The sequence below is a fragment of the Halomonas sp. AOP30-A1-24 genome (genome assembly GCF_052378165.1).
Classification (GTDB): Bacteria; Pseudomonadota; Gammaproteobacteria; order Pseudomonadales; family Halomonadaceae; genus Vreelandella; species Vreelandella citrativorans.
The window spans coordinates 38,219-62,447 of the sequence record NZ_JBQSXL010000013.1 but is presented as its reverse complement, the minus strand read 5'-3'; the positions used below and the strand labels follow the sequence as shown (position 1 = coordinate 62,447).

Here is a 24,229-nt window from a genome sequence, read left to right as displayed (position 1 = left end):
CCTGACTAAAAGCTGGCCTTACGCTTCTCTATAAATGCGCTCATGCCCTCTTTTTGTTCCTCACCGGCAAAGCAGAGTGCAAATAGGCTAGTCTCCAGGGCCAGTGCACTATCAAGGTCCTGGTCCATCCCGTCATGAACGGCCTGCTTGGCACCGCGTACCGACTGAGGGCCGTTGCCTTTTAACTGTTGGGTAAGCTCTGCTACATAGCTTTCAAGCTCTGCCTGAGGCATTACGCGATTCACCAGACCGATGCGTAGCGCTTCTTTCGCGTCTATCTTGCGCCCTGTCGTCACAAGATCAATCGCCATGGCTGGGCCTACGCGGCGTGGTAAGCGTTGCGTACCACCAAAGCCTGGGATGACACCCAACAAAACTTCAGGCTGGCCGAATACCGCGTTGTCGCTGGCTACTGCCCAGTCGCAGGCCAGTGCCAATTCGCAGCCGCCGCCAAGGCAAAACCCGTTCACAAGGGCGACCACCGGCACCGGAAGCGTTTCAAGTCGTTTAATGGTTCGTAACGCTTGGCTTGCAAAGGCACGCGCTTCTTCCGGTGTTTTATCACGCATTTCGGTGATATCCGCTCCGGCGACAAATGACTTTTCACCGGCGCCAGTCAGTAATACGGCGCGCAGGTTTGGCTGATTCTCAAGCTCAGTCAGGTGGGTCTCTAGCGCGGAAAGTACATCGCTATTTAACGCATTCAACGCCTTGGGGCGGTTGATAGTCAGGCGGACGATACCCTCGTTATCGACCTTTTCAATAACTGATTCGCTCATATTGGCTCCTTCATTGTTATGGTGACTTACATCGTTATGACGGCTTCACTGACCTACCTTGCAACCCTAGCGAACGCCTGGTTGGGGGGCAATCACTTCTTTTCTCGCCCGCCAGAAATACAATCGCCGCCTCCTGGGGCGGCGATTGTCACAATAGGGCGATTAGCCAACCTCAAAATCACTCAGGCATTGAATGCCTGCCTCAATTACCGCCCGCTGGGCACGCCCAACAGGGAGCCACTGGGTGATCACAAACTGTGCGCTTAGAAGTTTTGCCTTATAGAAGGGGTCTGTTGTGCCCCGCCCAATGGCCGCCTGCGCACTGAGTGCCGCCTGCCCCATTTGCCAGGCGCATAACACATGGCCTGCCAGGTTTAGCAACGGAGTCGCATAACCTTGTACGGCATCAGGCCCGTTTTCCGGGTCTTTGCCTTGCTCAAGTACCTGCTGCTTGGCAGCACGTAAATCCTCAAGCCCGGCATCCAGCGCCTGCCCCAAATGAGCCAACGCAGGTTCAGCCTTGAGACGTTCAACCGTGTCGGCTACTTCGTTTAGCAGGCTGGAAAATGCTTCGCCATTATCACGCTGTAACTTGCGTCCTGCTAAATCCAGCGCCTGAATGCCGTTAGTGCCTTCATAAATGGGTGCGATACGAGCATCACGCAGCAGCTGTGCCGCGCCGGTTTCTTCGATATATCCCATCCCGCCGTGCACCTGAATACCTAACGAGGCGATCTCTACCGCTTGATCCGTTGAGAAGCTTTTTACCACAGGAATCAGGATATCAACGCGAGCCTGAGCCGCCAGGCGTTCACTCTCGTTTTCAGCATGGCGGGCGGTGTCCAGCTGTGCTGCACAGTACAGTGCTAACGCACGCAGCGCATCGGTGCGTGCGCGCATGGAAAGCAGCATGCGCCGCACGTCGAGATGCTCACTAATGGGGCACTCTTTACCGCCTCGCGCTGCCGACAAACGACCCTGATGGCGCTCTTGTGCGTAGGCAAACGCGTGCTGGCAGGCGCGTTCGGCCACGCCGATCCCTTGGATACCCACTTTATGACGCGCCTCGTTCATCATGGTGAACATGTGATTCAGGCCGCGCCCTTCTTCACCCACCAGATAACCGATTGCCCCACCCTGCTCGCCAAAACTTAACGAACAAGTTGGTGAGCCGTGGATACCCAGCTTGTGCTCAATGGCGGTGCATAAAACGTCATTACGCTCGCCCAGGGTGCCGTCATCATTGACGAGAAATTGAGGCACCAGAAAAAGCGAGATGCCTTTATTACCCTCTGGCGCATCAGGTTTACGCGCCAGCACAAAATGGATGATATTTTCAGCGGCGTCGTGCTCACCCCAGGTAATATAGATTTTCTGGCCACTTATCCGGTAATGATCGCCTTCAGGTACTGCCTTGGTACGCACTTTAGAAAGATCCGACCCTGCCTGGGGCTCGGTCAGGTTCATGGTGCCTGTCCAGGTCCCTTCTACCAAATGGGGTAAATACGTCGCTTTCAGCGGCTCGCTGCCATGATGGGCCAATGCTTCAATGGCGCCAGCAGTTAACATGGGACAAAGCCCTAACGCCATATTGGCACCGTGGAGCATTTCCTGGACGGCACTGGCCACCACTTCAGGCAAGTTCTGCCCACCTAACGCTTCCGACACGCCGATGCCGTTCCAGCCGCCTTCTACATACGCCTGGTAGGCCGCCGCGAATCCATCAGGCGTCGTTACTCGCCCATCCGGATGATGTTTGGCGCCTTGATGATCACCGGTAGCATTTAGCGGCCCCCAAACGTCACCCGCAAGCTTGGCGGCCTCATCCAGCACCGCCTCAACAACGTCGGGTGTTGTCTCTGTAAAATTGGACAGCGTCAGCGAGTGATGCCCGAGCAGTTCTTCGAGCACAAAACGCAAATCGCGTACCGGCGCGACGTAGTGATTCATGGCAAAACCTCGATGTAGAAATAAAACAGTCGTTTGTTATAAACCGTTATATTCGATAGTAGTTTCCTGCCTATCGTTACACCATTAGCCCAACGTCTCACCTCTTTACGATACAGACTCGCTACCAAATTACTTACGCGTGCCTAACTGTTCGACATCGTCATAATAGGCAATTCGGGTTTCTTCCTCGGCAGGCGGTCCGACTACAGGTTCCGCTACGTCCACGTTTGGCACTGCATCCGACAAATCTTCCAGATGCTCGTGCTCAAGCGCCCCCTGAACAAGCTCCTCGGTAATCACAAGCTCTGCCCCGGCCGCAGTCATGGGCGTCGTCGCGGTAAACGGCGCCACCGGCATCGGAGCGGGGCGCACGCTGCGCCGCCAGGCAAAAAAGAGCAGGAAGAACAGGCTGAGCCCACCAAATGCCCAGAACAACCCGGCATCGCCCACGGCTGTCATAACGGGTGAAATCATCAGCGGGCTTAAGGTTGCCCCGATAGAGTTAATCAGCAAAAGTCCTTGGCTCATACGTACAAGCGCCCCGGCGGGTGCTCGGTCGGCAGCATGACTGACGGCCACGGGGTAGAACGCAAATACTCCACCGCCCAGCAAGAACAGCAGTACCGCCAGCAGCGGCGTGGAGAGCGGTAGCCAAAGAATTGCTGCCGACACCAGCACACAAAAACCACTAATCCCGATAAGCACCATTTGTCGATCATGACGGTCTGACCAGCGTCCAATCGGGTACTGCAGCAGCATGGCCCCCAGCACCACCAAGGCCATCATCTGACCCACCTGATTCACGCTCATTCCAATGCGCTGCAAATAAAGGGGCAGCAAAGTGTACGCCGCCGCGACCACCATGCCCGACCCCAGGCTACCCAGCACGCCCGTTGGGGTTAACATGATTAATCGATAAGGAGGCAGCGGTTCGGCGTGCTCAACCAGAGGGGTAACACGCGGAATCATCGCCATTGGCAACACAGAAAGCGACGCCAGCATGCCGATCACCATAAACGGTGCCGTCCCGCCCATAGCATTGGTGACGCCCAGCAATAGCTGACCAATGACACCGGCGGCGTAAAGCGAAATCATGTAGAGCGCCAACAGGCGGCCACGCACTTTTTGCTCGCCTGCCGTGAGCAGCCAGCTCTCAATGACCAGATAGACACCGACCGTTGCCCAGCCGCCAATCAAGCGCAATGCAAACCAGGCCCAAGGGTCAAAAAAGAGCCCTTGAAGAAGCACCGTCACGGCAACCAGCGAGGCGAAACTGCCATAGGCGCGAATGTGCCCAATACGTAGCAATAACCGGTCGTTAAACAAGGCGCCCAAGGCCAGGCCAATAAAGTACGCTGACGAGACAATCCCGATCACCGTCGCAGACCCGCCTGCCGCATCCAGGCGTACCGTGATCAAGGTAGCCAAAAAGCCGTTGCCAATGCCTAAAATAAACAGGCCCAACAGAGGCGCAAACGCCATAGCCAGTAATTGCCGCGACATGAAAACCTCAACTTGCCAAACACGTTGTCAAAAAACAGGGTCAAAAAAAGCGGACATAGCTGTTTAAGGGCCGTTGCCACCTTTTACACAACCACAGGCAAGAAACGGGCGCGCAATTATTGCCCTGGATAGCATAAAGTCAACGCTTTTTCATAGCCTGTTCGTATCGATTAGTGTTTTCTCAAAATAACCGTATCTTTTTCAGGAAATTCGACTGTTAGTTGATGCTGCGCGGCCCACCATTCAAAGGTTGCCTCACTGAAAAAACAGATATGGGTGGGGTCATTAATATAGTGCCAGTTGGCAAATGCTGCTTGAGTGGTCACTCGCTTGGTCATGATGCCCAGATAGCCACCAGGGAGTAGCTGAGCCACCAACTGCGCCAGCACCTTTCCGGGCATGGCTAAATGCTCAACGACTTCAGTCGCGGTGATAAAATCATAGGTGTTCTGCAAAACGGACATGTCGGGCGCATAGAAGATGTCGAACACCGTCATGGGGTGGCCAACTTCCTCGAACATCACAGACAGCGTGGGGCCAGGCCCTGAACCAAAATCCAACCCGTTGGCACCTTTCGGCAGTTTGGCTAGCAACGGCGTGAACAAGCGCCCTAAAAATCGCCGGTACCCCATATCTTGCGGTGAATTTTGATGCTGGTCATACTCTGCTTTTTCATCCGCTACGCTTAAATGCTGCTCGGACGGCACAAACACCAGCCAACACGTGGCACACTGGTAATATTCACGACGATGATTTTGATGATAGAGCGAGACCTTAATTTCACCGCATAGCGGACAGCATTGCATCGTCGTATTCTCTGGTTTTCGGTTTTGCATTTAAGGAAAGAGGCATGCTCTCAGGCTTGGATCATCTTGTTGTTACTGTCACAGATATGGGTCGCGCGGTTGATTTTTACTCGCGAGTTCTCGGGCTAGACGTACGCTATCGTGATGCCCAACGGGTAGATTTAATGCTGGGCGATACCGCCCTACGACTCCATCAAACCGACACCGACATCGAGCCTATTTCTGCAACCCCTACGCCTGGCAGCCTGGATTTATGCCTACGCTGCCAATTGCCGCTGGATGAATTCAAACAGCATCTAGACGTGCTGGGCATTGAGGTTGAACTTGGCCCGGTGGCTCGCCAGGGCGCCAATGGCGCGATCGAGTCCGTTTATCTGCGCGACCCCGATGGTAACCTTTTGGAAATTTGCCGCCCGGCTCGCTAATTTTACCGTCAGTATCTTGCAGGCCAGTGACTAATGCTTAGCGGCGTCGTGCAAGGTATTATAGGGCGTTAAGAACCTTCGTTTTATTGTCTCATCCGTATTAAAGGTAAAAAGACATGCAAGATAACCGTCATGACTCGCCGATTGAAGGCGAAATTATTTCAGAACACACTACCGCCGAGCCAAGCAAGCAGCACGACACCACAATGGCCATGGTGGTTTATGCGCTTTATCTGGCAAGCTTTGTTGTCGGCTTCACCTCGGTTGTCGGCGTCATCATTGCCTATGTCTATCAAGGCAAAGGCCCGGCCTGGCTGGACGAACACTACCGCTATCAGGTTCGCACCTTCTGGATTGGCTTGCTGTACGCAAGCGTTAGCTTCCTGCTTACCTTTGTACTGATCGGCTTCCCGCTTTTATTTGCGCTGGCGGTTTGGTTTATCGTTCGCTGCGTTAAAGGGTTTAAAGGCTTACAGGATAAACGTGCTCCGAGTAATGTGGACAGCTGGTTAATCTAACGAATGACGGAACACGCAACGACATCAGACAAGCGACTCTCCCGAGCCACGGCGATTGCGTGGCTTTGGCGAAGGCTTTCGCGCTGGCCCCTGCCGCGCCTGTGGCGTTTTGCATCCACGCTAGCTCCTCTCGTTTACTGCTTTAGCCGCCGTGAGCGAAACGTCACCGATATTAATCTTAAGGTGGTATACCCCGCGCTTGACCAGCGTAAGCGCAGGGCACTCGCTAAACAGAGCCTTCGTCACTCCACCGCCACCATGATGGAGCTGGGCTATGCCTGGATGGCGGAGCCTGATCGCGTTGAAGCAAGTATTGTTGAAGTGCATGGCCGCGACAAGCTGGACAGCGCACGCGCACAGGGCCGTGGTGTTATTGTTCTGGCGCCGCATTTTGGTAACTGGGAAGTGTTGAACTTCTGGCTTTCCAGCCATTTCCCTTTCACCGCTATGTACGAGCCTCCCAAAATAACCAACCTTGAGCCGATTATTCGCCATGGCCGTGAACGGATGGGCGCGCAGTTGGTGCCCACTAACCCGCGGGGCGTTGCAGCACTGCTTAAAGCACTTAAGCGCAGCGAGGCCATTGGCATTCTGCCTGACCAGGAACCCGACTGGGGCAGCGGCGTCTTTGCGCCGTTTTATGCACGCGATGCGTATACCGCCACGCTACTCCCCAAACTGGTGGCGCGCACCCAGGCACGCGTTGTCACAGGCGTTGCCCTGCGCCTGCCTGGTCGCGGCTTTGCTATCCATTTTCTGGACGCCGACGAGCGGGTGTATAGTGCTGACGAAACAGTGTCTGCGAGCGGGGTTAACGCCAGTGTTGAAGCGTCAATTGCGCTGGAACCCGCCCAGTACCAGTGGGAATACAAGCGCTACCGCAAAGTCATCGAAGAGCAGCAGCAAAACCCCAACGCCAACGACTTCCGGCTTTACTAAACTCTGCCTGAGAGGTGCTGATAGACCTTATCAGCACCTACTCATCGTCATGGCGTGCATAGACATCATCGAGCCTTTCGATATCGTCTTCCCCCAGATAGGCACCCGACTGAACTTCAATCAGCTCTAACGGGATTTTACCGGGGTTCTCTAAGCGGTGAAGTGTGCCAATCGGAATATAGGTCGATTGATTTTCACTGACTAAAAAGCTGCGCGCTCCCACGGTTACCTGTGCCGTTCCGCTTACCACGACCCAATGCTCGGCGCGATGATGGTGGCGTTGAAGGGAGAGTCGGCCGCCGGGTTTCACCATAATATGCTTAACCTGATAGCGCTCACCACTATCAATTGCTTGAAAGTCACCCCAGGGGCGATGTACCTGGGGCGTTGACTGAAGCTCGTGGCGCCCTTTACTGGCTAACACCGCGACTAATTGTTTTATGTGCTGGGCCTGGTCCCGATGCGCCACCAGCACGCTGTCAGAGGTTTCAATCACAAGCAAGCCGTTAACACCCAGCGTGGTCACCAGGCGGTGTTCGGCCATCACGAGTGAATTCGTAGTCGAGTGCAACAGCGCATCACCTTGCACCACATTGCCCGCTTCATCCGCTGCGGCCATCTCCCAAAGCGCATCGAAACTGCCTACATCGCTCCACTGAGCATCAAGGGGGATGACGGCCGCAAAACGGCAGTGTTCCATGACGGCATAATCAATCGAATTGGCGGGGCAGCGCTGAAACGGCGCTTCGGCGAGCCTTAGAAAATCCAGATCGCTGTGAGCACCATCAACAGCGGCCTGGCAGGCAGACAGCATCTCGGGTTGGAGGTCTGCTAGCTGCTCAAGATATGTCGAAGCGCGTAGCAAAAACATGCCGCTGTTCCAAAGCGTATCGCCTTGTTCAAGCAGTTGAGCGGCACGCTCGGCATCCGGTTTTTCAATAAACGAGGCGAGCCGATAGCCCTTTTCCAATGCATCACCACAGGCGATATAGCCGTATCCCGTTTCAGGATGCGTAGGCACAACGCCAAAGGTGACCAAATAGCCCTGCTCTGCCAAGGGCACGGCCCACGCGACGCTTTGTTGAAAAGCGCTCACATCGCCAATGACATGATCCGCCGGCAAGACCAACAGCAGCGGATCGTCTCCTGCGGCCTTGGCTAACAACGCCGCACAGGCAATCGCAGGCGCTGTGTTACGCCCTTCTGGCTCTAGCACAATACGCCCCGCCTGGTTCGCTTCACGCAGTTGCTCAGCCATAAGAAACCGGTGCGCCTGATGGCCCATAATAAACGGCGGTGTCGTACTTATCCCTTCCAGGCGATCCAGCGTTTGCTGAAGCAGGCTCTTCGATGAGGTTAAGCGCAAAAACTGTTTGGGCATTTGCTCGCGTGAAAGCGGCCACAGCCGTGTGCCGCTTCCCCCGCATAGAATCACCGGCTGAATCATAGTCTCGTCCTTGTAGGCAAAGCGTTACCAGCTGCCAAATGCTTCCCGTAACCAGTGGCAAAGCTGGCTCATTCGCGCAGCCTTTTCAGGGTTATCCAATGACGGCAGCGTGCCCTCCACAAATCCATACGTGCGAAAAGGCGCCAATAACGCTGGGTCACCTCTACAGCGTAGTCGACAGACCAAGCGTAATGATCATGTATCCGCTCAATATCCTGCCAGACCACCTGCGGTGGGTCACTCGCGTGCTCCCAAGGCGCAAAAATAGCCCAGCGGCGCCTGCAAGCATCGCGCAAAATGCCCATATTTGGCCTACATTACCTACTAACAAGTGAAAGATTGGGCGCAACAACGGCAGGTCTACATATACGTTAAGCGGGCGTCCAAATGCCGTGTAAGTGGCGGCATTACCCAGGTTGGCGACCATACGTTAGATGAACGGTGTGCATAAAGGATTTAGTGTACAAAATTTGTTCAAACATGCTTAGTGATGTTAGCTCACCCTGCTTTAGTCAGCCGTCGAAAGGAACTCGCCTATGCGCTGTACGACGTTGAAGAGTCCGGAGATCGGAAAGTGGATATTACTGCTTGGCTGCTTTACGGCATTGCCAGCCAGTGCCCACACAGATGACCATTTCAATGCGGTCATTGAGCAGGCTAAACAGCTTGCTGAACAGGCGTATCAAGCGCCTGAAGAATCACTACCCTCGGCCCTAAAAGAGATTGATTACGACACCTATCGACAAATCCGCTTTTCGCCCGACCAGGCCTACTGGCGTGATGAAAGCCCCTTCAATTTACAGTTATTTCATAGCGGGTTTATTTTTCAAACGCCTATCACGCTGAACATCATTGAGGGCGATGACGCCACTCCGCTGCCCTTCTCCAGCGATGATTTTCAGTACGATGACAATGCCGAGTCGCTTCTTGAGCAGGATTTAACCGGCAGTGGCCATGCCGGATTCCGGCTGCACTATCCCCTCAACAATGACGATTACGCGGATGAGTTCGCGGTCTTTTTAGGCGCCAGCTATTTCCGCCTGGTGGGCCAGGGTCAAACCTACGGATTATCAACGCGAGGATTAGCGATCGACACAGCGTCATCTGAAAAGGAAGAGTTTCCAGCCTTTCGGGAGTTTTGGCTCTATAAACCAAGCGAAGATGCCGATGAAATCACGCTACTCGCGCTGCTCGACAGTCCATCGTTAAGCGGTGCTTACCGCATAACGCTGCGCCCAGGTGAACAAACCGATGCCGAGATAGAAGCCGAGCTATTTGCCCGTCACGATGTCGCCAAGCTAGGCATAGCTCCGCTTACCAGCATGTACACGTTTGGCGAGTCTAGCCATGAAAGGTTTGATGATTTTAGGCCACAGGTACACGACTCTGATGGATTATTGATACATACAGGCGCTGATGAATGGATTTGGCGCCCGCTCAGTAATCCTCAAGAAACACATATTTCAAGCTTTGTGGATAACGCCCCCCACGGTTTTGGGCTGATGCAGCGTGAGCGCGACTTTAGCCGCTATTTGGATATGGAAGCGCATTACCATCAACGGCCCAGCCAATGGGTAGCGCCTATTGATGCATGGGGCGCAGGTCATGTTGAACTAGTAGAAATACCCACTCCGGATGAAACCCACGACAATATTGTTGCCTATTGGGTCGACGATGAGCCGCTTAACGCTGGGGACTCACGCCACCTTCATTATCACACCTACACACTCAATGATGCCCAGGACCACGCCGTAGGCCGAGTCATTCGCACCCGTCATGGCAAGGCCACCATTGAGGGAAGCGCCAGTGAAGGCGCTACAGTAGAGCGCCAGTTTGTTGTCGATTTTCAAGGCGGTGCGCTTGATGACATTGCCCCAGATCAACCCGCCGAACTCGACATTAGCACCCAAACCGGCAACGTCACGCAGCCCCATGTTATGCCGCTCCCCGATAACATGTGGCGCGCCAGCTTTCGAGTTTCCCCGGGAAATGAGCCAACTGATATCCGCCTGCGTTTAATGCTCAATAACCAGCCCATTAGCGAAACCTGGAACTATGTGTGGTATCCCGATGCGTAAATCTATTGAACTTACCCCGTTGATTCCGTGGCTGGCCTTTCGTCGCGCATTGCTGGCCCTGCTCGTCATCAGTTCCAGCATTGCTGGCTGTGTGGCGATGTTCAAGGTTATTTCCTTTTTGGAAATAGGCTGGAAAATCACCATGTTGGTACTGTTTGCACTAACGTTTAGCTGGATCGCCTTGGCGTTTTGGGGTGCTGTGTTCGGTTTTATTGTGTGCGCCCTGCGGCTAGATCCCTTAAGCCTGCGTCGGCAAGTGCCGCTTTCGCCTAACGGCAATTTACTGGTGAGTAAAACAGCGCTGGTCATGCCGATTTATGCAGAACCTCCCATCCCCACTATTGCAGGCCTCGAAGCGACCTGTCGCTCGCTAATTGAGCAGGCACACACCTCCTCGAACCCTCCTGAGACACCCTTAAGCGAACACTTCGACGTCTTTATTCTGAGTGATACGCAGGACCTCGACAAAGCCCAGGAAGAGGCCGCCCACGTGGCAGCACTTCAGCAGCGCCTTGCCGGTCAACTGGCGGTTCACTACCGTCGTCGAGAGAACAACCATGAGCGTAAGGCAGGTAATATTGCCGATTTTTGCTGCCGTTGGGGACGCCGCTACGACTATATGGTGGTTCTGGATGCGGATAGCCTGATGAGTGGCGAGACGCTGTTAACGCTAGTTCACCGCATGCAGCGTGAGCCCAGTGTCGGCTTGATTCAAACCGTGCCGATTCCGGTTGGCCAGCGCACGCTGTTTGGCCTTTTCACCCAGTTTGCCTCTGCACTTTACAGCCCGATGCTGGCCGCAGGCCAAAGCTTCTGGCAGGGCGATGCTGCCAACTACTGGGGGCATAACGCCATTGTGCGCACGCGCGCCTTTATGGCCAGCGCAGGCTTGCCTACCATTCCCGGCAAACCGCCACTTGGCGGAGAAATTCTTAGCCACGATTTCGTGGAGGCAGCCCTGTTAAAAAGAAGTGGCTGGCAGGTACTTCTTGATACTACGGCCACCACCGCCGTTTCACGTCATGACCCATATGCCAGCGCCTCTCATAACAGCTTTGAGGCCATGCCCAGCAATATGCTCGACTTTGCCAAGCGTGATCGTCGTTGGCTGCAGGGAAATTTACAGCATCTACGTTTGCTAACGGGCACGGGCTTTCATCCCATCAGTCGGCTACATTTTTTCTTCGGCGCCTTTGCCTATTTATCATCGCTTGTGTGGCTCGCTCTGCTGGTGTGTACGAGCCTTCTGGTCGGCTACCAGGCGATTGATGAGCCGACAGAGCAAATGCTGCCCAAATCGTTATCCGTAGGGCTACTGACCATTACCTTGGGGATGCTGCTGGCACCCAAGTTTCTGGGGTTTTTACTGGCACTCGGACAGTGTCCTCATGCTTTCGGTGGCAGGCTTAAGCTATTCACCAGCATGGTATTGGAAATACTCTTTGCCGCGTTGATTGCACCCTTGATGATGGCATGGCACAGCCTGTTTATTATCACCGTGCTGCTAGGGCGCTCTATTGAGTGGCAAACCCAACCCCGAGGCGAGCGCTCTTTACCATGGGGAGAAGTGTGGCAGCATGCTGGCTGGATGACACTATGTGGCCTTGCCTGGGCGGGAGCTGTCATGCTGTTTTCCGCCTCAGCCTTTGGATGGCTATCGCCGGTATGGCTAGGCCTGCTGTTAGCCGTGCCGATCATCAAGTACTCCAGTAGCAGCACGTGGGGCGGCGTTATTAATCAGCGCTTAGGGCTGCTAAAAACGCCTAGCACGCGTTTGAGCCCATCTTTGCTGGATGAATTTAACACCCTTATGGCGCGCGACAGTTCAATCTTGCCTGCCATGGCCGATGGTTCTCCGTATGTTCTTAATGCGCTGCCTTCTGAATTGTCTGGCGAGATGCCGCCTCAGTCGCTAAACCAGTTTAGCGTCCACGCGTCGTCGTCCCCGGCTGCCCAGACGAAAGAGCCTCATTAATGCTTGGCCAGCTAGCGCATCGGCTAAGCCGTTCGATGCTGGTTTAACGCAGCCTGTGGTTCGCCACAGGTGCAGATGGCTTGGCCTCGGGCGACCTGTATGCCTGCCGAGTGGATCATCCCCTACCCACGCGTGCCCACAGCGGGTGATGGTATGTGACAGCTTTTCAAACGTTAATTTTCGACCTAACCTGCCAACAGCGCTGTGGTTTCAAGCACAGGCGCTATGGTTACAAAAACGTGTTTACTAAAACGTTTATCAGAACCAAGTATCACACCCTCCATACCAAGCTCCGTTACAAGGAGCTTATGCCAGGAATTCAGGATTTATGATTTACGATTGGCAAGCGCTTAGTGTTCCCGAGTTAGCGGCGGTCGCCGAGCGCGACCCTGTCGCCGTTTTAGTGCTGGGCGCGATTGAGCAGCACGGCACACACCTACCGTTAGGCACGGACCTGATTATTGGCGAAGGACTGCAGGCTGCGATGCTGAGCGTTCTTGACCCCGCTCTAGAGGTCGTTTGCTTACCCTCTATTGCGGTGGGCGCAAGCGACGAGCACGCTAACTTCTCTGGCACGCTTAGCCTTCCTGCATCGCTCGCGATTGCCACGCTTGAGGCGTATGGGAAATGCGTCGCGCAGGCGGGCATTAACCGGCTGGTACTCATCAACAGCCATGGCGGTAATAAAGCCATTATGGAGTTGGCCGCGCTCACCCTACGCCAGCAGTTTAATATGCGCGTCGTTAAAGCGACGTATACACGGCTCCCACCGCTTGAAGGTGCGGTTGATGCCCAAGAGCTGCGTTATGGATTACACGGCGGGCTGCTTGAAACCGCCATGATGCAATATCTGGCGCCAACCACCGTCAATCTGGACAACTATCAGGCTGCCCCGCTCGGCACGTTAGAAAATTGCCGACTGGTAGGCCCGGAAGGGGCCGCCGCATTTGCCTGGCTTGCCGAGGATTTAAGCCAGCACGGCGTGGCCGGTGATGCCCGTCAAGCTACATCGGCATTGGGCGAGCGCCTGGTACAACATTACGCTGAACACCTGGCAACCGTGATCACGGAAACAGCTCGGCTGCCTGCGTTTTAAGCGTGTTAATTACTTACTACCCGCAATGGCCTAGTACGTTAGCGCCCATGTCGGCCTAATACGTCGCCGAAAAGATGACCGGCTCGATTGGCTTTTGCGCTCAGGTAGCGATGATTCTGGTCGGTGACGCTCCCATAAAGTGCTTGACGCGATACCACCTCAATCCCGCCTTCACGCAGGGCAGCGATCTTCAATGGATTATTCGTCAGTAGCTGCACTTGAGAGATCTTCAGCGCATTAAGCATGTCCACCGCCACGGCGTACTGGCGCTCGTCGTCACCAAACCCCAGCACCTGGTCAGCATCCATGGTATCCAGGCCACCATCTTGCAGAGTATACGCGCGCAGCTTATTGGCAAGCCCAATGCCCCGCCCCTCCTGGGCCAGGTAAAGTAGTACACCTCCCCCCATGGCCTGAATGTCCGCCACGGCATTACGCAACTGCTCGCCGCAATCGCAGCGCAGGCTGCCAAATAAATCGCCGGTCAGGCATGCAGAATGCAGGCGCAAAGGAACCGCCCCTTCCAGCGTTTCAGGCTGTCCGATTATGACCGCCACATGCTCGCGTAGCCCATCCGGCTCGCGGAACAGCACAAAGCGGCTTTCAGCAGCGTCTTCCAGCGGAATCCTGGCTTCGCTCACCCGTTTCAGCATACCCGGTGCACCGGCCAGGCACTTTGCAGCGTCTCTTGCATCAACCTCCAACAGCTTGCCTTGAGCAATTTCCTGCGCCACCGATTCAACCGCCGGGTCACTCACATCGGCACATAGCGCGGCTGGAATTAGCAAAGCACGGCGCATGAGTGCGACCGCGCCACGCTCACCTGGTCCTGCGGGTTTAAGGCCACTTAATAAGGAATGCGCGGGTCGACTTGCCGTTTGAACCACCGCGAGCGCCTGCAAATCATCTTCGCTCACATGCTCAACCAGTGGCAAACAGGCTGCTTCCGCCGTTAGTGACATGCCCATCGCCTCCAGGCGATGGCGTGTTAATACCAGAGTGGGTCGCGTCCCTGCGAGTTTGGCCAGCATATCGACCGACTCAATGCCCTCTAATGCCTGTACCAGCAGACGCTTTTCGCCCGTATTAAGCACAACCGGCAGCCCACGGCGAATGTCGAAAATAGCGCGTTCAATGTGATACATAGTGGCCTCCTAATTGCCTGGTGCAGCGGGTAGCGTACGCTTGCGTTGAACTATACGGCCCCGCAAGATAAGACTGTTTTCTCAGCGTGGAGGCGTTATGTCCGACACCCATCACCATAGTGGCTGCATTGGTCCTAAAACATTGTTGGAGAAGAAGACGTCGCTGGATATAGACACGGCGTGGGCGTGGCTGTTGGCAATACGTGAAGGCCGAACAACCGAGGCGCCATTGCGGCTCGACGCTGAGGGCAACTGGCACCGTCAGAACGCTATAACACCGGCGGCCACTGACCTGCTGGACTGCCTGGTGCCGCTGGCAAGCCGCCCCCACTGGGTGATAGCCCAACTGGGGCAAAGCCTGGACGGGCGTATTGCGACGCAGAGCGGCCACTCGCATTACATCAACGGCCATGAGAGCCTGGTTCACCTGCATCGTCTGCGGGCGTTGGTGGATGCCGTTATCATCGGCGCCGGCACGGCCAGTGCTGACGACCCCCAATTGACAGTGCGTCATGTCACCGGCACGCATCCCACGCGGGTAGTGCTTGATCCACGCGGCCGTGTGCCTACAGGCATTAAGCTGTTCCACACCGACTCGGCGCCCACGCTGCACATCGTGGGGCCGGATACACCGCCGCCGCCCAATTCGCGGGTTCAGCGCCATGTACTGCCGCTTAATGCGCAGGGGCAGTTCGCCCCAAATGATGTAATCACGCTGCTTAATCAGTGTGGTTTGAAGCGCATTCTGGTGGAAGGAGGCGGCATAACGGTCTCCCGGTTTATTGAAGCAAATGTCATTGATCGCCTGCATCTTCTGGTCGCCCCACTGCTGATCGGCTCGGGCAAGCCGGGGCTTCAGATGACGCCTATCGAGACGCTTGGAAGTGCTCTGCGCCCGACGATGAGAACGTTTCGCTGTGGAGACGACACGCTTTTTGACGTGGTGCTGAGAGCCACCACCTTTGCCTGACGGCTGGGCACGGTGACGTTTATCCATCGCCACCCAAATGCCCGGCAGGCTTGAAAGCAGTACTAACACACCATAAGCAAGGGACACCGCAACCCCTTGAGCAGTGGGCAGGCCCACCAGCGCCCAAGTGGCCACAGCGGCCCCTTCACGCAGCCCCCACCCGGCAACGGACAGCGGAATTAACATGGCTAACAGAAGCACCGGCGCCAATGCCAAAATTTTCGACGCCGCAAGCTCGACACCAATGGCCCGCGCCGCACAGACCATAACGACCCCATAGCTCATGACAATAACGAGCGAAGATGCCAGTTGTAAGTGCCACACCCCGGGGCTAAAAAGGCCTCGCTTGATATCCACCCCCATCGAATGACACCACGCCGGTAGCCGCGATGAAGGCAAGCGCACTACTCCTTGCCACACAGCCACGCCTGCAAGGCACAGCCCACCAATAATAGTGAGGCTAACCGGCCAGCCAAGCACAGCGTGCCATAGCGGAGAAAGTAACAGGGCCGCGATGGTTAAACCCACCACAGCCACCTGCCCAGAGGTGCGCTCGATAATTACCGCCCGCCATGCGCTACCCCGTGAGCCTGCTTGTTGAGCGTGCCGATGAGCGCGGCCAGCATCGCCTAAAATGCCACCAGGCAATATCTGATTCACTAACAAGGCAAGATAGTACTCCCGCAATGCATAGCTAAACCGCAGCGGAGCCCCCACTCGGTTGGCCGTCAACTGCCATCGCCACGCACTGAGCATAATTTGAACCACGCTAATCAGCAGCGCCACAACGACCCAGCCCAACGACAAGCGCTGTACCTGGCCCATGATGTCACGGGGCTCTACAAATAACGCGATCGCCCCCAGCAAGCCAGCGCTTATTAGCCCGCGTCGAATCCAAGGAGAGCGCCATATCCGCTGCATGTTCATCGGGCTACGCCCTTTTTTCTGGCGTTGCTAGCAGGTCACAATGCCCCACCCAAATGCCTACCTCACCGGAAGCCACCGAGTGTGTACGTCGCTCACGCCACTCACCAATGCGAGTAGCGGCCTCTGGTGCCTGTTCTGTCGCCGCTTCCGCCCAGCCGTTAATGAGCGCCGTCATTAAAGATTGATGTAAACGGTTAGCCGAACTCAACAGCCAAGGGGTAGCAACCTGTTCAACCTGATAATTCGCTTGTTCAAGCGCATTAACCAGCGTCTCGTGAGCCTGCCCGCCCAAGGCATCACCTAATCCTTTGTCGCGATGCTGATGCGCCATAAACAGCGCCAGTAGCCAGTGGTCATCATCATCGGACAACGGTTCATCATCGGCATCGGTAAAGCCCCACTCTCCGGTCACGCTAAGGGCCATTAAAAGCGCCTGGTCACGTGACTGGCAGTGCGTGACGAGCGTTTCGATCCAACCTTGCGATACAAGATCCAGCAACGCCGATGCGGTTATCAGATCCGCATCTTGCAGAGGCACATGAACAAGCGAATCAAGCGACGTACAGAGCGTTTCTACCCGAATGCCCGCCTGGGCATTTTCCAACTTGCCGATGCTGTCGCGGGCGTCGTTGAGTAGTTCAGCGTCATGGTCAATGAGCGTCCAGTGCTGCGGGGTCGGTAGAAAAGGCGCCAGGAAGCGCATATTGCTTCCTCTGCCTGACCCTAAATCGACCAGCCTCGGCGTCTGAGTGCGTTCGTTTAGCCATATAGCGGCTTTTTGAGGAAGCTGCTGGCTTCTAAACGTAACATCCGCCTCTTCACGCAGCGTGAGCCAATCGGCTTCAAACTGGCTGCCGGTATGAAAAGAGGGGGCCGGGTTCAGCGCTTTAGCAAACGCAGCACCGGCATGCTGCCAATCGCTAAGCGTTTCACGCACCGCTTCTGCACCGGCTTTAAGCGACGCACGCAGCTCGGGTTCATCGCAAAAACGGCTCAGTGCATGTGTCAGTGCTTTTACATCCCCAGGCGTTACTTTAAGGCCTGCGCCTTCCGGCAAGGTTTCATCAAGAGCGCCCCCGGTCGTGGTAATGACAGGCAGGCCTCGCGCCAGCGCCTCGGTGACCACCATGCCATAGCCTTCGTACCAGGAAGGCAGTACCAGGGCATGCGCGTTTTCGTACGTCCTGGTTAAGGTCGTCGCGTCGCACTCGCCGTGCAGCTGCACACAAGACGCAAGCCCATGCGCTTCAATCAACTGCGCTACCCGATCGGCAAACGCCGCATCACGTGCGCCGCCATAACAGTCACACTGCCAGTTTCTCTGGTTTAATCCCGCCAATGCTTGGACCAACACATCCTGCCCCTTACGCGGAACAAGCGTTGCCACACACACAAACCGCAGCGGCTCGCCAAGCGCTGGGGCTGCGTTCATGGGGACAACGTCCACCCCAGGCTCGACAACACTAACCATGGCCGCTATAGGCATGGCGTAGTGGTTTGCCAACGCCTTCAACCGGCGCTCAGTAAACCGGCTGGTCACGATTATTTGTGAGACGGCGGCAAGCGCCGTAAGCTCGGACTGATGAAATTGCTGCTGCTCGGCTTCGCTTAGCCCTTGCTCATCACCCAACGGATGATGCACCAGTGCCGTTATCATCAACCGATTGGCCTGCTCAATAATGATGTCCGGTAACATCCCCATGGCAAGACCATCAATCACCACGTCCGTCGCCTCGGGCAAATCGTTTAGTGCCGTAGCCAATTGCTCGGCAGCCTCCTGGTCGGCATTAGGGAAGCGGCCTGACAAGCTGATGACATCGACGGTGCGCCCTTCCTGACGCAGCGCTTCGATAATGCGTGCATCGTAGATATAGCCGCCGGTGCGCTGATCAAGCGCCCCCGCGATAATAAACGTCAGTGGTTCACTCATAGATCGCCTTCATAGCTTGCCCAGGCAATATGCGACTCATGCAGTTTGACTTCCATACGAGCGATGCCTTGCGCGGTTTTCCCCATTCGGCCTTCACCGATGGCATCGGCCAAACGACTGAAGATAACGCTGGCCATAAACTCGGTGGAGGTGTTTTTACCCTTAAAGGCCTCTTCGTCATCCAGATTGCGATAGTTCAGGTGTGACAACACTTCCTTGAGCGTTTCGCTGGCGAGGCCGATATCAATCACTAATCCATCCTCATCAAGCTCCGGGCGCTGAAAGACCACATCAACGACATACGTTGCCCCATGCGTGCGCTGGGCAGGACCAAAAATGTCACCTTTGAAGCTATGCGCAATCATAAAGTGATCACGAACACATAGACGGTACATAAACGCTCCTGATAGTAAGCTGTAGTGGTTAAACGTGAGCGGGGTAACGAAGGCGGTGACATAGCACGTCGCTGTCCGTAGAAAAGAGTTTGGGAGCAAGCTGGGGCAAGGCGTTAAAGTCGCTCTCGCCACTAATCAGTGCGTCTAATCGGCTATCGTTTAACAGGCTCAAGGCTAATATTAAACGGCGCTGGAAGCCCCAGCGCGGACGCAATTTAGCGGGTATCTGGCCCACCTGGCTGGCGCGCAGGCTAAGGCGCTGTGAATGAAACGCACCGCCCAAGGGGATACTCACCTCCCCTTCGCCAAACCAGCTCATTTCGATAATTCGGCCTTCGTTGCCGACCTGGCTTAGCGCTTGGCGTAAGCCTTCGGGGTGGCCACTGGCGTGAATAATGCAGTCTTGATCGTTGGGCGCTTGTTCCGGGGTACAAAAGACAAGGCCTAAACGCTCAGCGAGCGCTTGGCGCTTCGGGTTAATATCAATCAGCGTGACGCTCACGCCGGGGATCTGTGAACACAGGTAAGCCACCAGGGCGCCTACAACACCGGCCCCGATAACACTGACGTGTTCCCCAAGCATTGGTTCGGCGTCCCAAACGCCGTTAATGGCTGTCTCCATATTGGCGGCCAACACGGCGCGCGGCACCGGTATATTGTCAGGAATAGGCAATACGGCGGAAGCAGGAACGACATAGCGATCCTGATGGGGATAGAGACAAAATACCCTCTTGTTAAGCAGGTGCGCAGGCCCTTGCTCAACAACGCCGACACTACAGTAGCCATACTTGACCGGCGCGGGAAAACTACCTGCCTGAAAAGGGGCCTGCATACGCTCCACTTCGCTTTCGGGTACGCGGGCATTGAATACCAGCGACTCAGTGCCACGGCTAACGCCACTGAACAGGGCACGTACGCGTACGTCTTCCTCCCCTACGCTGGTGAGCGTCTCTTTTTTAAGTTCACCGCCCCTTGGGCGCGTTACCCAGAAGGCAGTGGCCGTATCGTTCGCCGACATGACATTTCCCTATTATTCGCGTTTTCATCCAATCAGTTGGGCGCCTCTACCGTTAATCTGGCATGGCCAACGTATGAAATTTTTGTGGCGTACCGTAAAGCTTAGCCCAGAAAAGACATAGGTCGATGAATGCGGGCGCCAATTTCGTTTAAGAACGGTTAAAAATGTACGCGGGTACTTTTCAGGGACATCAATACGCTATGATTAATGAGGTAGACAACCGCAGAGCCACGTATAAGAAGCGTATATATAAACAGGCTCACCCATCAATTGACTGCGGCGGGATATCCGCTTTACGAAACATAATGGTTCGAATTACCACGCTCGCTTCTAGCCATCTTTTATCGAGCCGCCTCTACAGCGCCAGCGAACTAGCGGTGGGCAGTTTGCTACTGCTGGGGCTGGGCAGCCTGCTACCCACATTGACGGTAACGGCTTTGAACTGGGGGCTAGCGTTTGGCACCTATACGTTTATTAGCCTTTTCGTATTGATTTTCTGGTCGGGTGGCGCACTTGGCTGGGCCAACAGAATAACGTTACTGCGCGCCGTATTAGTCGCGTTGGTGGCGGGGGCGCTGGCCGACAATGTATTCACTCATGCCATTTGGCTATGGCTTGTTACCGCGACCACCGCGCTGATGCTGGATGGCGTGGACGGCTGGATAGCCAGAAAAACGCAGAGCTATAGCACGTTTGGCGCCCGTTTTGATATGGAGCTGGATGCGCTGCTTATCCTGTTGCTCTGCGTGGGGTTAATTCAACTTGAATCGTTAGGGCTGTGGGTGCTTTTGATTGGCGTTACGCGCTATCTATTTGTAGTGGCTAGCTGGCACTTTACGTGGCTTTCAGCCCCTTTATTTGCCAGCAGGCGCCGTAAAGTGGTGTGCGTTTGGCAAGTATCCGCCCTGCTATTGGCGCTCACCCCGCTGACGCCCACGCTCGTTGCGAGCCTATTGGCGTTTAGCGCACTACTCTCACTTGCCTACTCCTTTGGCATCGACACCTGGTGGCTTTATCAACAGCGCCGACGCCAAGCGCTTTAATGACCTGCATGTTACTTACCCTGCTACTGATGGGCGCTATGCCTAGCATAGCGCCCAATGATTTACTCGCTGATTTGCTGCTGTAACGCATTCAATTCCTCAGTATGGCGTTCTAGCTCAAGCGTTGCCTCTTCCAGCTTAACGCGCCTTTTTTCAATGTCATCGTCATCGCCTTCATTGAGCGCCTCTTCAAATTCCGCCTGGCGCTCTTGAACCTCTGCAAGGCTCTCTTTTACTTCATCCGTTGCATCATTTAGTACACTTTCATTCGTGCAGTTATCGTCAATCGCATCTAATGCGCGCTGCAAGCCTTCCTCTCGATGCTGATTACCCTGAGCTTGGGCATGCGCTAACTGCTCACGAACATCGGCTGCCTTGCTTTCACATAAATCATCGGCGGCAGCGGCGACCGGTGGTAACAACATACCCGTCAATAAGGCAACAACACCTGCCTGAATCATACTTTTTTTCATGTTTTTCCCTATAACAGCTCATTTGATAAATACTGACTCATCGAGGGTTAGATACACAAAATGCCTGGCAGTTCGCGGTCGCCACTCTGTTTAAACGTTGCTGACGCAATGACCAAGGACTCACCACCCGTGCGTATGGTCAATGTTGGCTACCGCCTCCTGGATTAGATCATGATAAAAGCGTTACATTAACCCTCAAGAAGATGCGCACAAGGACTGTAACCGTATGATCAATCTCGCCATTTATCGCCCCTTGATAGCCCCCCTGCTCATGATGGTGATGCCTACCGCAAGTTATGCAGCGGCAAATATTCAAGTGGCGGCGGCAGCTTCGCTTACCGATGCACTTAACGAAGCTATCGCGACCTATGAAGCACAGCATGATGTATCTGTAACGCCGATCTATGCATCTTCATCCACCCTTGCCCGCCAAATTGCCAACGGCAGCCCGGCGGCGCTTTATATTTCAGCAAACGTTGAGTGGATGGACTGGCTGGAAGCCCAAGGCATTAATGTTCAAAAGCGCAGTGATTTACTGTACAACCGCTTGGCGCTGGTTTCAGCAAGCCCTGACGCTCCCGAGCACTTCACACCAGGCGAAGACGCCCGCATCGCCACACTGCTGGGTGAGCGGGATCGGCTCTCGGTCGGCGACCCGGACCATGTGCCGGCAGGTATCTACACCCAACAGGCGCTTGAAGCGCTAGGAGAGTGGGAGGAGCTACTCCCAAGGCTTGCGCGTGGCAACGACGTGCGGGCGGCTCTTACACTGGTGGAACGCCAGGAAACGCCAGCGGGTGTTGTGTACCAAACCGACGCATTAGCCAGCCAACAAGTAAGAGTGTTGGGGCTTTTCCCGCCTGAAACGCATGCGCCTATCACCTACCCAATTGCCTTGATCGACGCCGAGCAGAACGATGCAGCGGTTGCTTTACGCCAATGGCTTGAGAGCGAAGAAGCACTGAGCATCTTTGCACAGTACGGATTTGATACAGGCATGGATGCCCGGTGAGCCTTTCACCTGCTGAGTGGGAGGTCATCCGCCTAAGCTTGTTAATTGGACTGGCTGCCATCGCCTGGATTTTACCGCCGGGGATTGCCGTCGCCTGGTGGCTGGCGCGCGTTGAGTTTCGCGGTAAAGCGGTGGTGGACGGCTTGATTCACCTGCCGCTGGTGTTACCGCCCGTGGTGGTTGGCTATTTATTGCTGGTGACGCTGGGTAGACAAGGCGTTATTGGCCAATGGCTGTATAACACGCTAGGCGTGTCGCTGCCGTTTACCTGGCAAGGCGCTGCAGTCGCCAGCGGCGTAATGGCGTTTCCACTGTTGGTACGCGCATTACGGCTCTCCCTTGAAGCGGTTGACCCGAAGCTTGAAGCCGCCGCCAGCACATTGGGCGCTAGCCGATGGCGGGTGTTTACCACGATTACGCTGCCGCTGGCCGTGCCCGGCCTGCTAACCGGCACGGTGCTCGCCTTTGCCCGGGCGCTTTCCGAGTTTGGCGCAACGATTACCTTTGCTTCCAACATCCCCGGCGAAACCCGCACCCTGCCGCTGGCGCTTTACACCCTGATTCAATCACCCGGCCAGGAGGCCGCCGCCGCGCGGCTGTGCCTAATCGCCATTGCCATTGCGCTGGTATCGTTAATTGCCTCGGAATGGCTAGCCCGGCGCACCCGACAACGCCTACAGGAACGCGATGGCTAACGTGACGACGTCTTATCAGCCCAGCGACCCGCGGCTCGCGCTACAAGTTGAACAACAGCTAGGGGCTTTTCACCTGTCTGCTGCGCTCAACCTGCCCGCAACCGGTGTCAGCGGTTTTTTTGGCCCCTCCGGTAGCGGCAAAACCAGCCTGCTGAGGCTGATAGCCGGGCTTGAACGGCCACAGCAAGGTGCCATAACACTCGGCGAGCAGACCTTGCTGGATACCCGGCAAGGTATCTTCGTACCGCCGCACCGTCGGCGTATTGGTGTTGTGTTTCAAGAAGCACGCCTGTTTCCGCACTACCGCGTGCGCGGTAATTTAACCTATGGCATGCGTCGCCCGGCGTTACAGCGCTTTGCCGAAATAGTGGAGCTACTGGGTATTGAGGCCTTGCTGGAGCGCATGCCCGGCACACTTTCAGGGGGTGAAGCCCGCCGTGTGGCCATTGGCCGAGCACTACTCAGTGACCCCCAACTACTTCTTATGGATGAACCGCTAACCGGGCTTGATGGCGCGCGCAAAGAGGAGCTGCTGCGCTACATCACTCGGCTCACCCAACAGGTGGATATTCCGGTTATCTACGTTAGCCATGATGCCGAAGAGATCACGGCGATTGCCGATCATTTGGTGGTAATGAAAGCCGGACAGGTTCGCGCCAGCGACACACTGGGCGCCCTGCTCCAGCGCTTTGATCTAACCCATGAACTGGGGGGATTTGATGCGGCCTCGCTACTGCAAGGCGAGGTCGTCGCCCATGAAACCGCGTATGGCCTGACCCATTTAGCGCTTGATGACGAACATCAGTTGGTACTGCCTGGCACCTCAGCGCCGATTGGCAGCCGCTTGCGAGTACGCATTTTGGCCCGCGATATTGCCTTGGCGCTTACTCCACCCGCCAACACCAGTTATCGCAACCAGCTCAGCGCCACTATCACTGATTTCATCACCCTTCCCGAAGCACCTTATACGGTGGAGCTACGTTTAGGCATCGGTCGATTTTTCTTACGCGCCCGGTTAACGCGTAAATCATGGGATGAGATGGGGTTAACAAAAGGCATGCAGGTCACGGCACTCATTCGCAGCGTGTCGTTTACGGCATGTTAA

At 55.4% G+C, this 24,229-nt stretch carries 21 protein-coding genes and 1 pseudogene; 11 read left to right on the top strand and 11 right to left on the bottom strand.

From position 1 onward, the window contains the following. Positions 1-5: 5 nt before the first annotated feature. The 4 genes from ACT3TJ_RS09280 to ACT3TJ_RS09265 form a co-directional block, all read right to left on the bottom strand. Entirely contained in the window at positions 6-779 is a 774-nt protein-coding gene (locus tag ACT3TJ_RS09280; RefSeq protein ID WP_441679491.1) for an enoyl-CoA hydratase-related protein, read from the bottom strand. A gap of 162 nt (positions 780-941) precedes the next feature. Next, positions 942-2,729, bottom strand: coding sequence for an acyl-CoA dehydrogenase (locus ACT3TJ_RS09275; RefSeq protein WP_444622268.1), 1,788 nt, complete (start codon positions 2,727-2,729; stop codon positions 942-944). 129 nt (positions 2,730-2,858) lie between these two features. Beyond that, positions 2,859-4,232 (bottom strand): MFS transporter, encoded by a 1,374-nt coding sequence (locus tag ACT3TJ_RS09270; RefSeq protein WP_444622269.1) that lies wholly within the window; start codon positions 4,230-4,232, stop codon positions 2,859-2,861. Between the two features lie 170 nt (positions 4,233-4,402). Further along, positions 4,403-5,038: a class I SAM-dependent methyltransferase gene (locus ACT3TJ_RS09265; RefSeq protein WP_193054507.1), complete on the bottom strand. Its 636-nt coding sequence runs from the start codon at positions 5,036-5,038 to the stop codon at positions 4,403-4,405. A 44-nt stretch (positions 5,039-5,082) separates the two neighbouring features. On the opposite strand from ACT3TJ_RS09265, the gene ACT3TJ_RS09260 reads away from it, so the two are divergent. The 3 genes from ACT3TJ_RS09260 (at position 5,083) to ACT3TJ_RS09250 (ending at position 6,920) form a co-directional block, all read left to right on the top strand. Next, entirely contained in the window at positions 5,083-5,463 is a 381-nt protein-coding gene (locus ACT3TJ_RS09260; protein ID WP_087109765.1) for a VOC family protein, read from the top strand. Positions 5,464-5,579: 116 nt separating this feature from the next. Then, the gene (locus ACT3TJ_RS09255) at positions 5,580-5,981 is read left to right on the top strand and encodes a DUF4870 family protein (protein ID WP_444622270.1); all 402 of its coding nucleotides are present in this window, start codon (positions 5,580-5,582) and stop codon (positions 5,979-5,981) included. A gap of 3 nt (positions 5,982-5,984) precedes the next feature. Beyond that, on the top strand, positions 5,985-6,920 hold the full coding sequence (locus ACT3TJ_RS09250; protein WP_444622271.1) for a lysophospholipid acyltransferase family protein: 936 nt from the start codon (positions 5,985-5,987) through the stop codon (positions 6,918-6,920). Positions 6,921-6,957: 37 nt separating this feature from the next. Here ACT3TJ_RS09250 and ACT3TJ_RS09245 read toward each other — a convergent pair whose 3' ends face one another. Next, complete coding sequence (locus ACT3TJ_RS09245) at positions 6,958-8,367, bottom strand: mannose-1-phosphate guanylyltransferase/mannose-6-phosphate isomerase (RefSeq protein WP_444622272.1); 1,410 nt, start codon at positions 8,365-8,367, stop codon at positions 6,958-6,960. 536 nt (positions 8,368-8,903) lie between these two features. Here ACT3TJ_RS09245 and ACT3TJ_RS09240 point away from each other — a divergent pair. The 3 genes from ACT3TJ_RS09240 (at position 8,904) to ACT3TJ_RS09230 (ending at position 13,516) form a co-directional block, all read left to right on the top strand. After that, positions 8,904-10,445: a glucan biosynthesis protein gene (locus tag ACT3TJ_RS09240; RefSeq protein ID WP_444622273.1), complete on the top strand. Its 1,542-nt coding sequence runs from the start codon at positions 8,904-8,906 to the stop codon at positions 10,443-10,445. Then, positions 10,438-12,420: a glucans biosynthesis glucosyltransferase MdoH gene (gene mdoH, locus ACT3TJ_RS09235; RefSeq protein ID WP_442353197.1), complete on the top strand. Its 1,983-nt coding sequence runs from the start codon at positions 10,438-10,440 to the stop codon at positions 12,418-12,420. Before ACT3TJ_RS09240 ends, mdoH begins: the two co-directional genes overlap by 8 nt. A gap of 328 nt (positions 12,421-12,748) precedes the next feature. Continuing rightward, a complete protein-coding gene (locus ACT3TJ_RS09230; RefSeq protein WP_442353196.1) occupies positions 12,749-13,516 on the top strand; it encodes a creatininase family protein in 768 nt (255 codons plus the stop codon). Between the two features lie 38 nt (positions 13,517-13,554). Here ACT3TJ_RS09230 and ribA read toward each other — a convergent pair whose 3' ends face one another. Then, entirely contained in the window at positions 13,555-14,661 is a 1,107-nt protein-coding gene (gene ribA, locus ACT3TJ_RS09225) for a GTP cyclohydrolase II RibA (RefSeq protein WP_442353195.1), read from the bottom strand. Between the two features lie 97 nt (positions 14,662-14,758). Between ribA and ACT3TJ_RS09220 the strand changes: the two genes are divergently transcribed. Beyond that, positions 14,759-15,631, top strand: a complete 873-nt coding sequence (locus tag ACT3TJ_RS09220; protein WP_442353194.1) for a RibD family protein — start codon at positions 14,759-14,761, stop codon at positions 15,629-15,631. Positions 15,632-15,742: 111 nt separating this feature from the next. Here the strand turns inward: ACT3TJ_RS09220 and ACT3TJ_RS09215 are convergent. The 4 genes and pseudogenes from ACT3TJ_RS09215 to ACT3TJ_RS09200 form a co-directional block, all read right to left on the bottom strand. Beyond that, a pseudogene (locus tag ACT3TJ_RS09215) lies at positions 15,743-16,456 on the bottom strand (lysylphosphatidylglycerol synthase transmembrane domain-containing protein); the annotation flags it as partial. A 106-nt stretch (positions 16,457-16,562) separates the two neighbouring features. Beyond that, positions 16,563-18,488: a glycosyltransferase gene (locus ACT3TJ_RS09210; RefSeq protein WP_442353193.1), complete on the bottom strand. Its 1,926-nt coding sequence runs from the start codon at positions 18,486-18,488 to the stop codon at positions 16,563-16,565. Further along, positions 18,485-18,883 (bottom strand): 6-pyruvoyl trahydropterin synthase family protein, encoded by a 399-nt coding sequence (locus ACT3TJ_RS09205; RefSeq protein WP_087109789.1) that lies wholly within the window; start codon positions 18,881-18,883, stop codon positions 18,485-18,487. Before ACT3TJ_RS09205 ends, ACT3TJ_RS09210 begins: the two co-directional genes overlap by 4 nt. 28 nt (positions 18,884-18,911) lie before the next feature. Then, complete coding sequence (locus ACT3TJ_RS09200; protein WP_442353192.1) at positions 18,912-19,901, bottom strand: zinc-dependent alcohol dehydrogenase; 990 nt, start codon at positions 19,899-19,901, stop codon at positions 18,912-18,914. Positions 19,902-20,206: 305 nt separating this feature from the next. Between ACT3TJ_RS09200 and ACT3TJ_RS09195 the strand changes: the two genes are divergently transcribed. Continuing rightward, positions 20,207-20,944, top strand: coding sequence for a CDP-alcohol phosphatidyltransferase family protein (locus ACT3TJ_RS09195; protein WP_444665663.1), 738 nt, complete (start codon positions 20,207-20,209; stop codon positions 20,942-20,944). Positions 20,945-21,006: 62 nt separating this feature from the next. Here the strand turns inward: ACT3TJ_RS09195 and ACT3TJ_RS09190 are convergent, their stop codons facing one another. Then, a complete protein-coding gene (locus ACT3TJ_RS09190) occupies positions 21,007-21,417 on the bottom strand; it encodes a DUF1090 domain-containing protein (RefSeq protein WP_172118989.1) in 411 nt (136 codons plus the stop codon). Positions 21,418-21,643: 226 nt separating this feature from the next. On the opposite strand from ACT3TJ_RS09190, the gene modA reads away from it, so the two are divergent. The 3 genes from modA to modC are packed head-to-tail and all read left to right on the top strand — an operon-like array spanning position 21,644 to position 24,229. Next, positions 21,644-22,429, top strand: coding sequence for a molybdate ABC transporter substrate-binding protein (gene modA, locus ACT3TJ_RS09185; protein ID WP_172118988.1), 786 nt, complete (start codon positions 21,644-21,646; stop codon positions 22,427-22,429). Next, positions 22,426-23,124 (top strand): molybdate ABC transporter permease subunit, encoded by a 699-nt coding sequence (gene modB / locus ACT3TJ_RS09180; RefSeq protein WP_172118987.1) that lies wholly within the window; start codon positions 22,426-22,428, stop codon positions 23,122-23,124. Before modA ends, modB begins: the two co-directional genes overlap by 4 nt. Then, complete coding sequence (gene modC, locus ACT3TJ_RS09175) at positions 23,117-24,229, top strand: molybdenum ABC transporter ATP-binding protein (RefSeq protein ID WP_172118986.1); 1,113 nt, start codon at positions 23,117-23,119, stop codon at positions 24,227-24,229. Before modB ends, modC begins: the two co-directional genes overlap by 8 nt.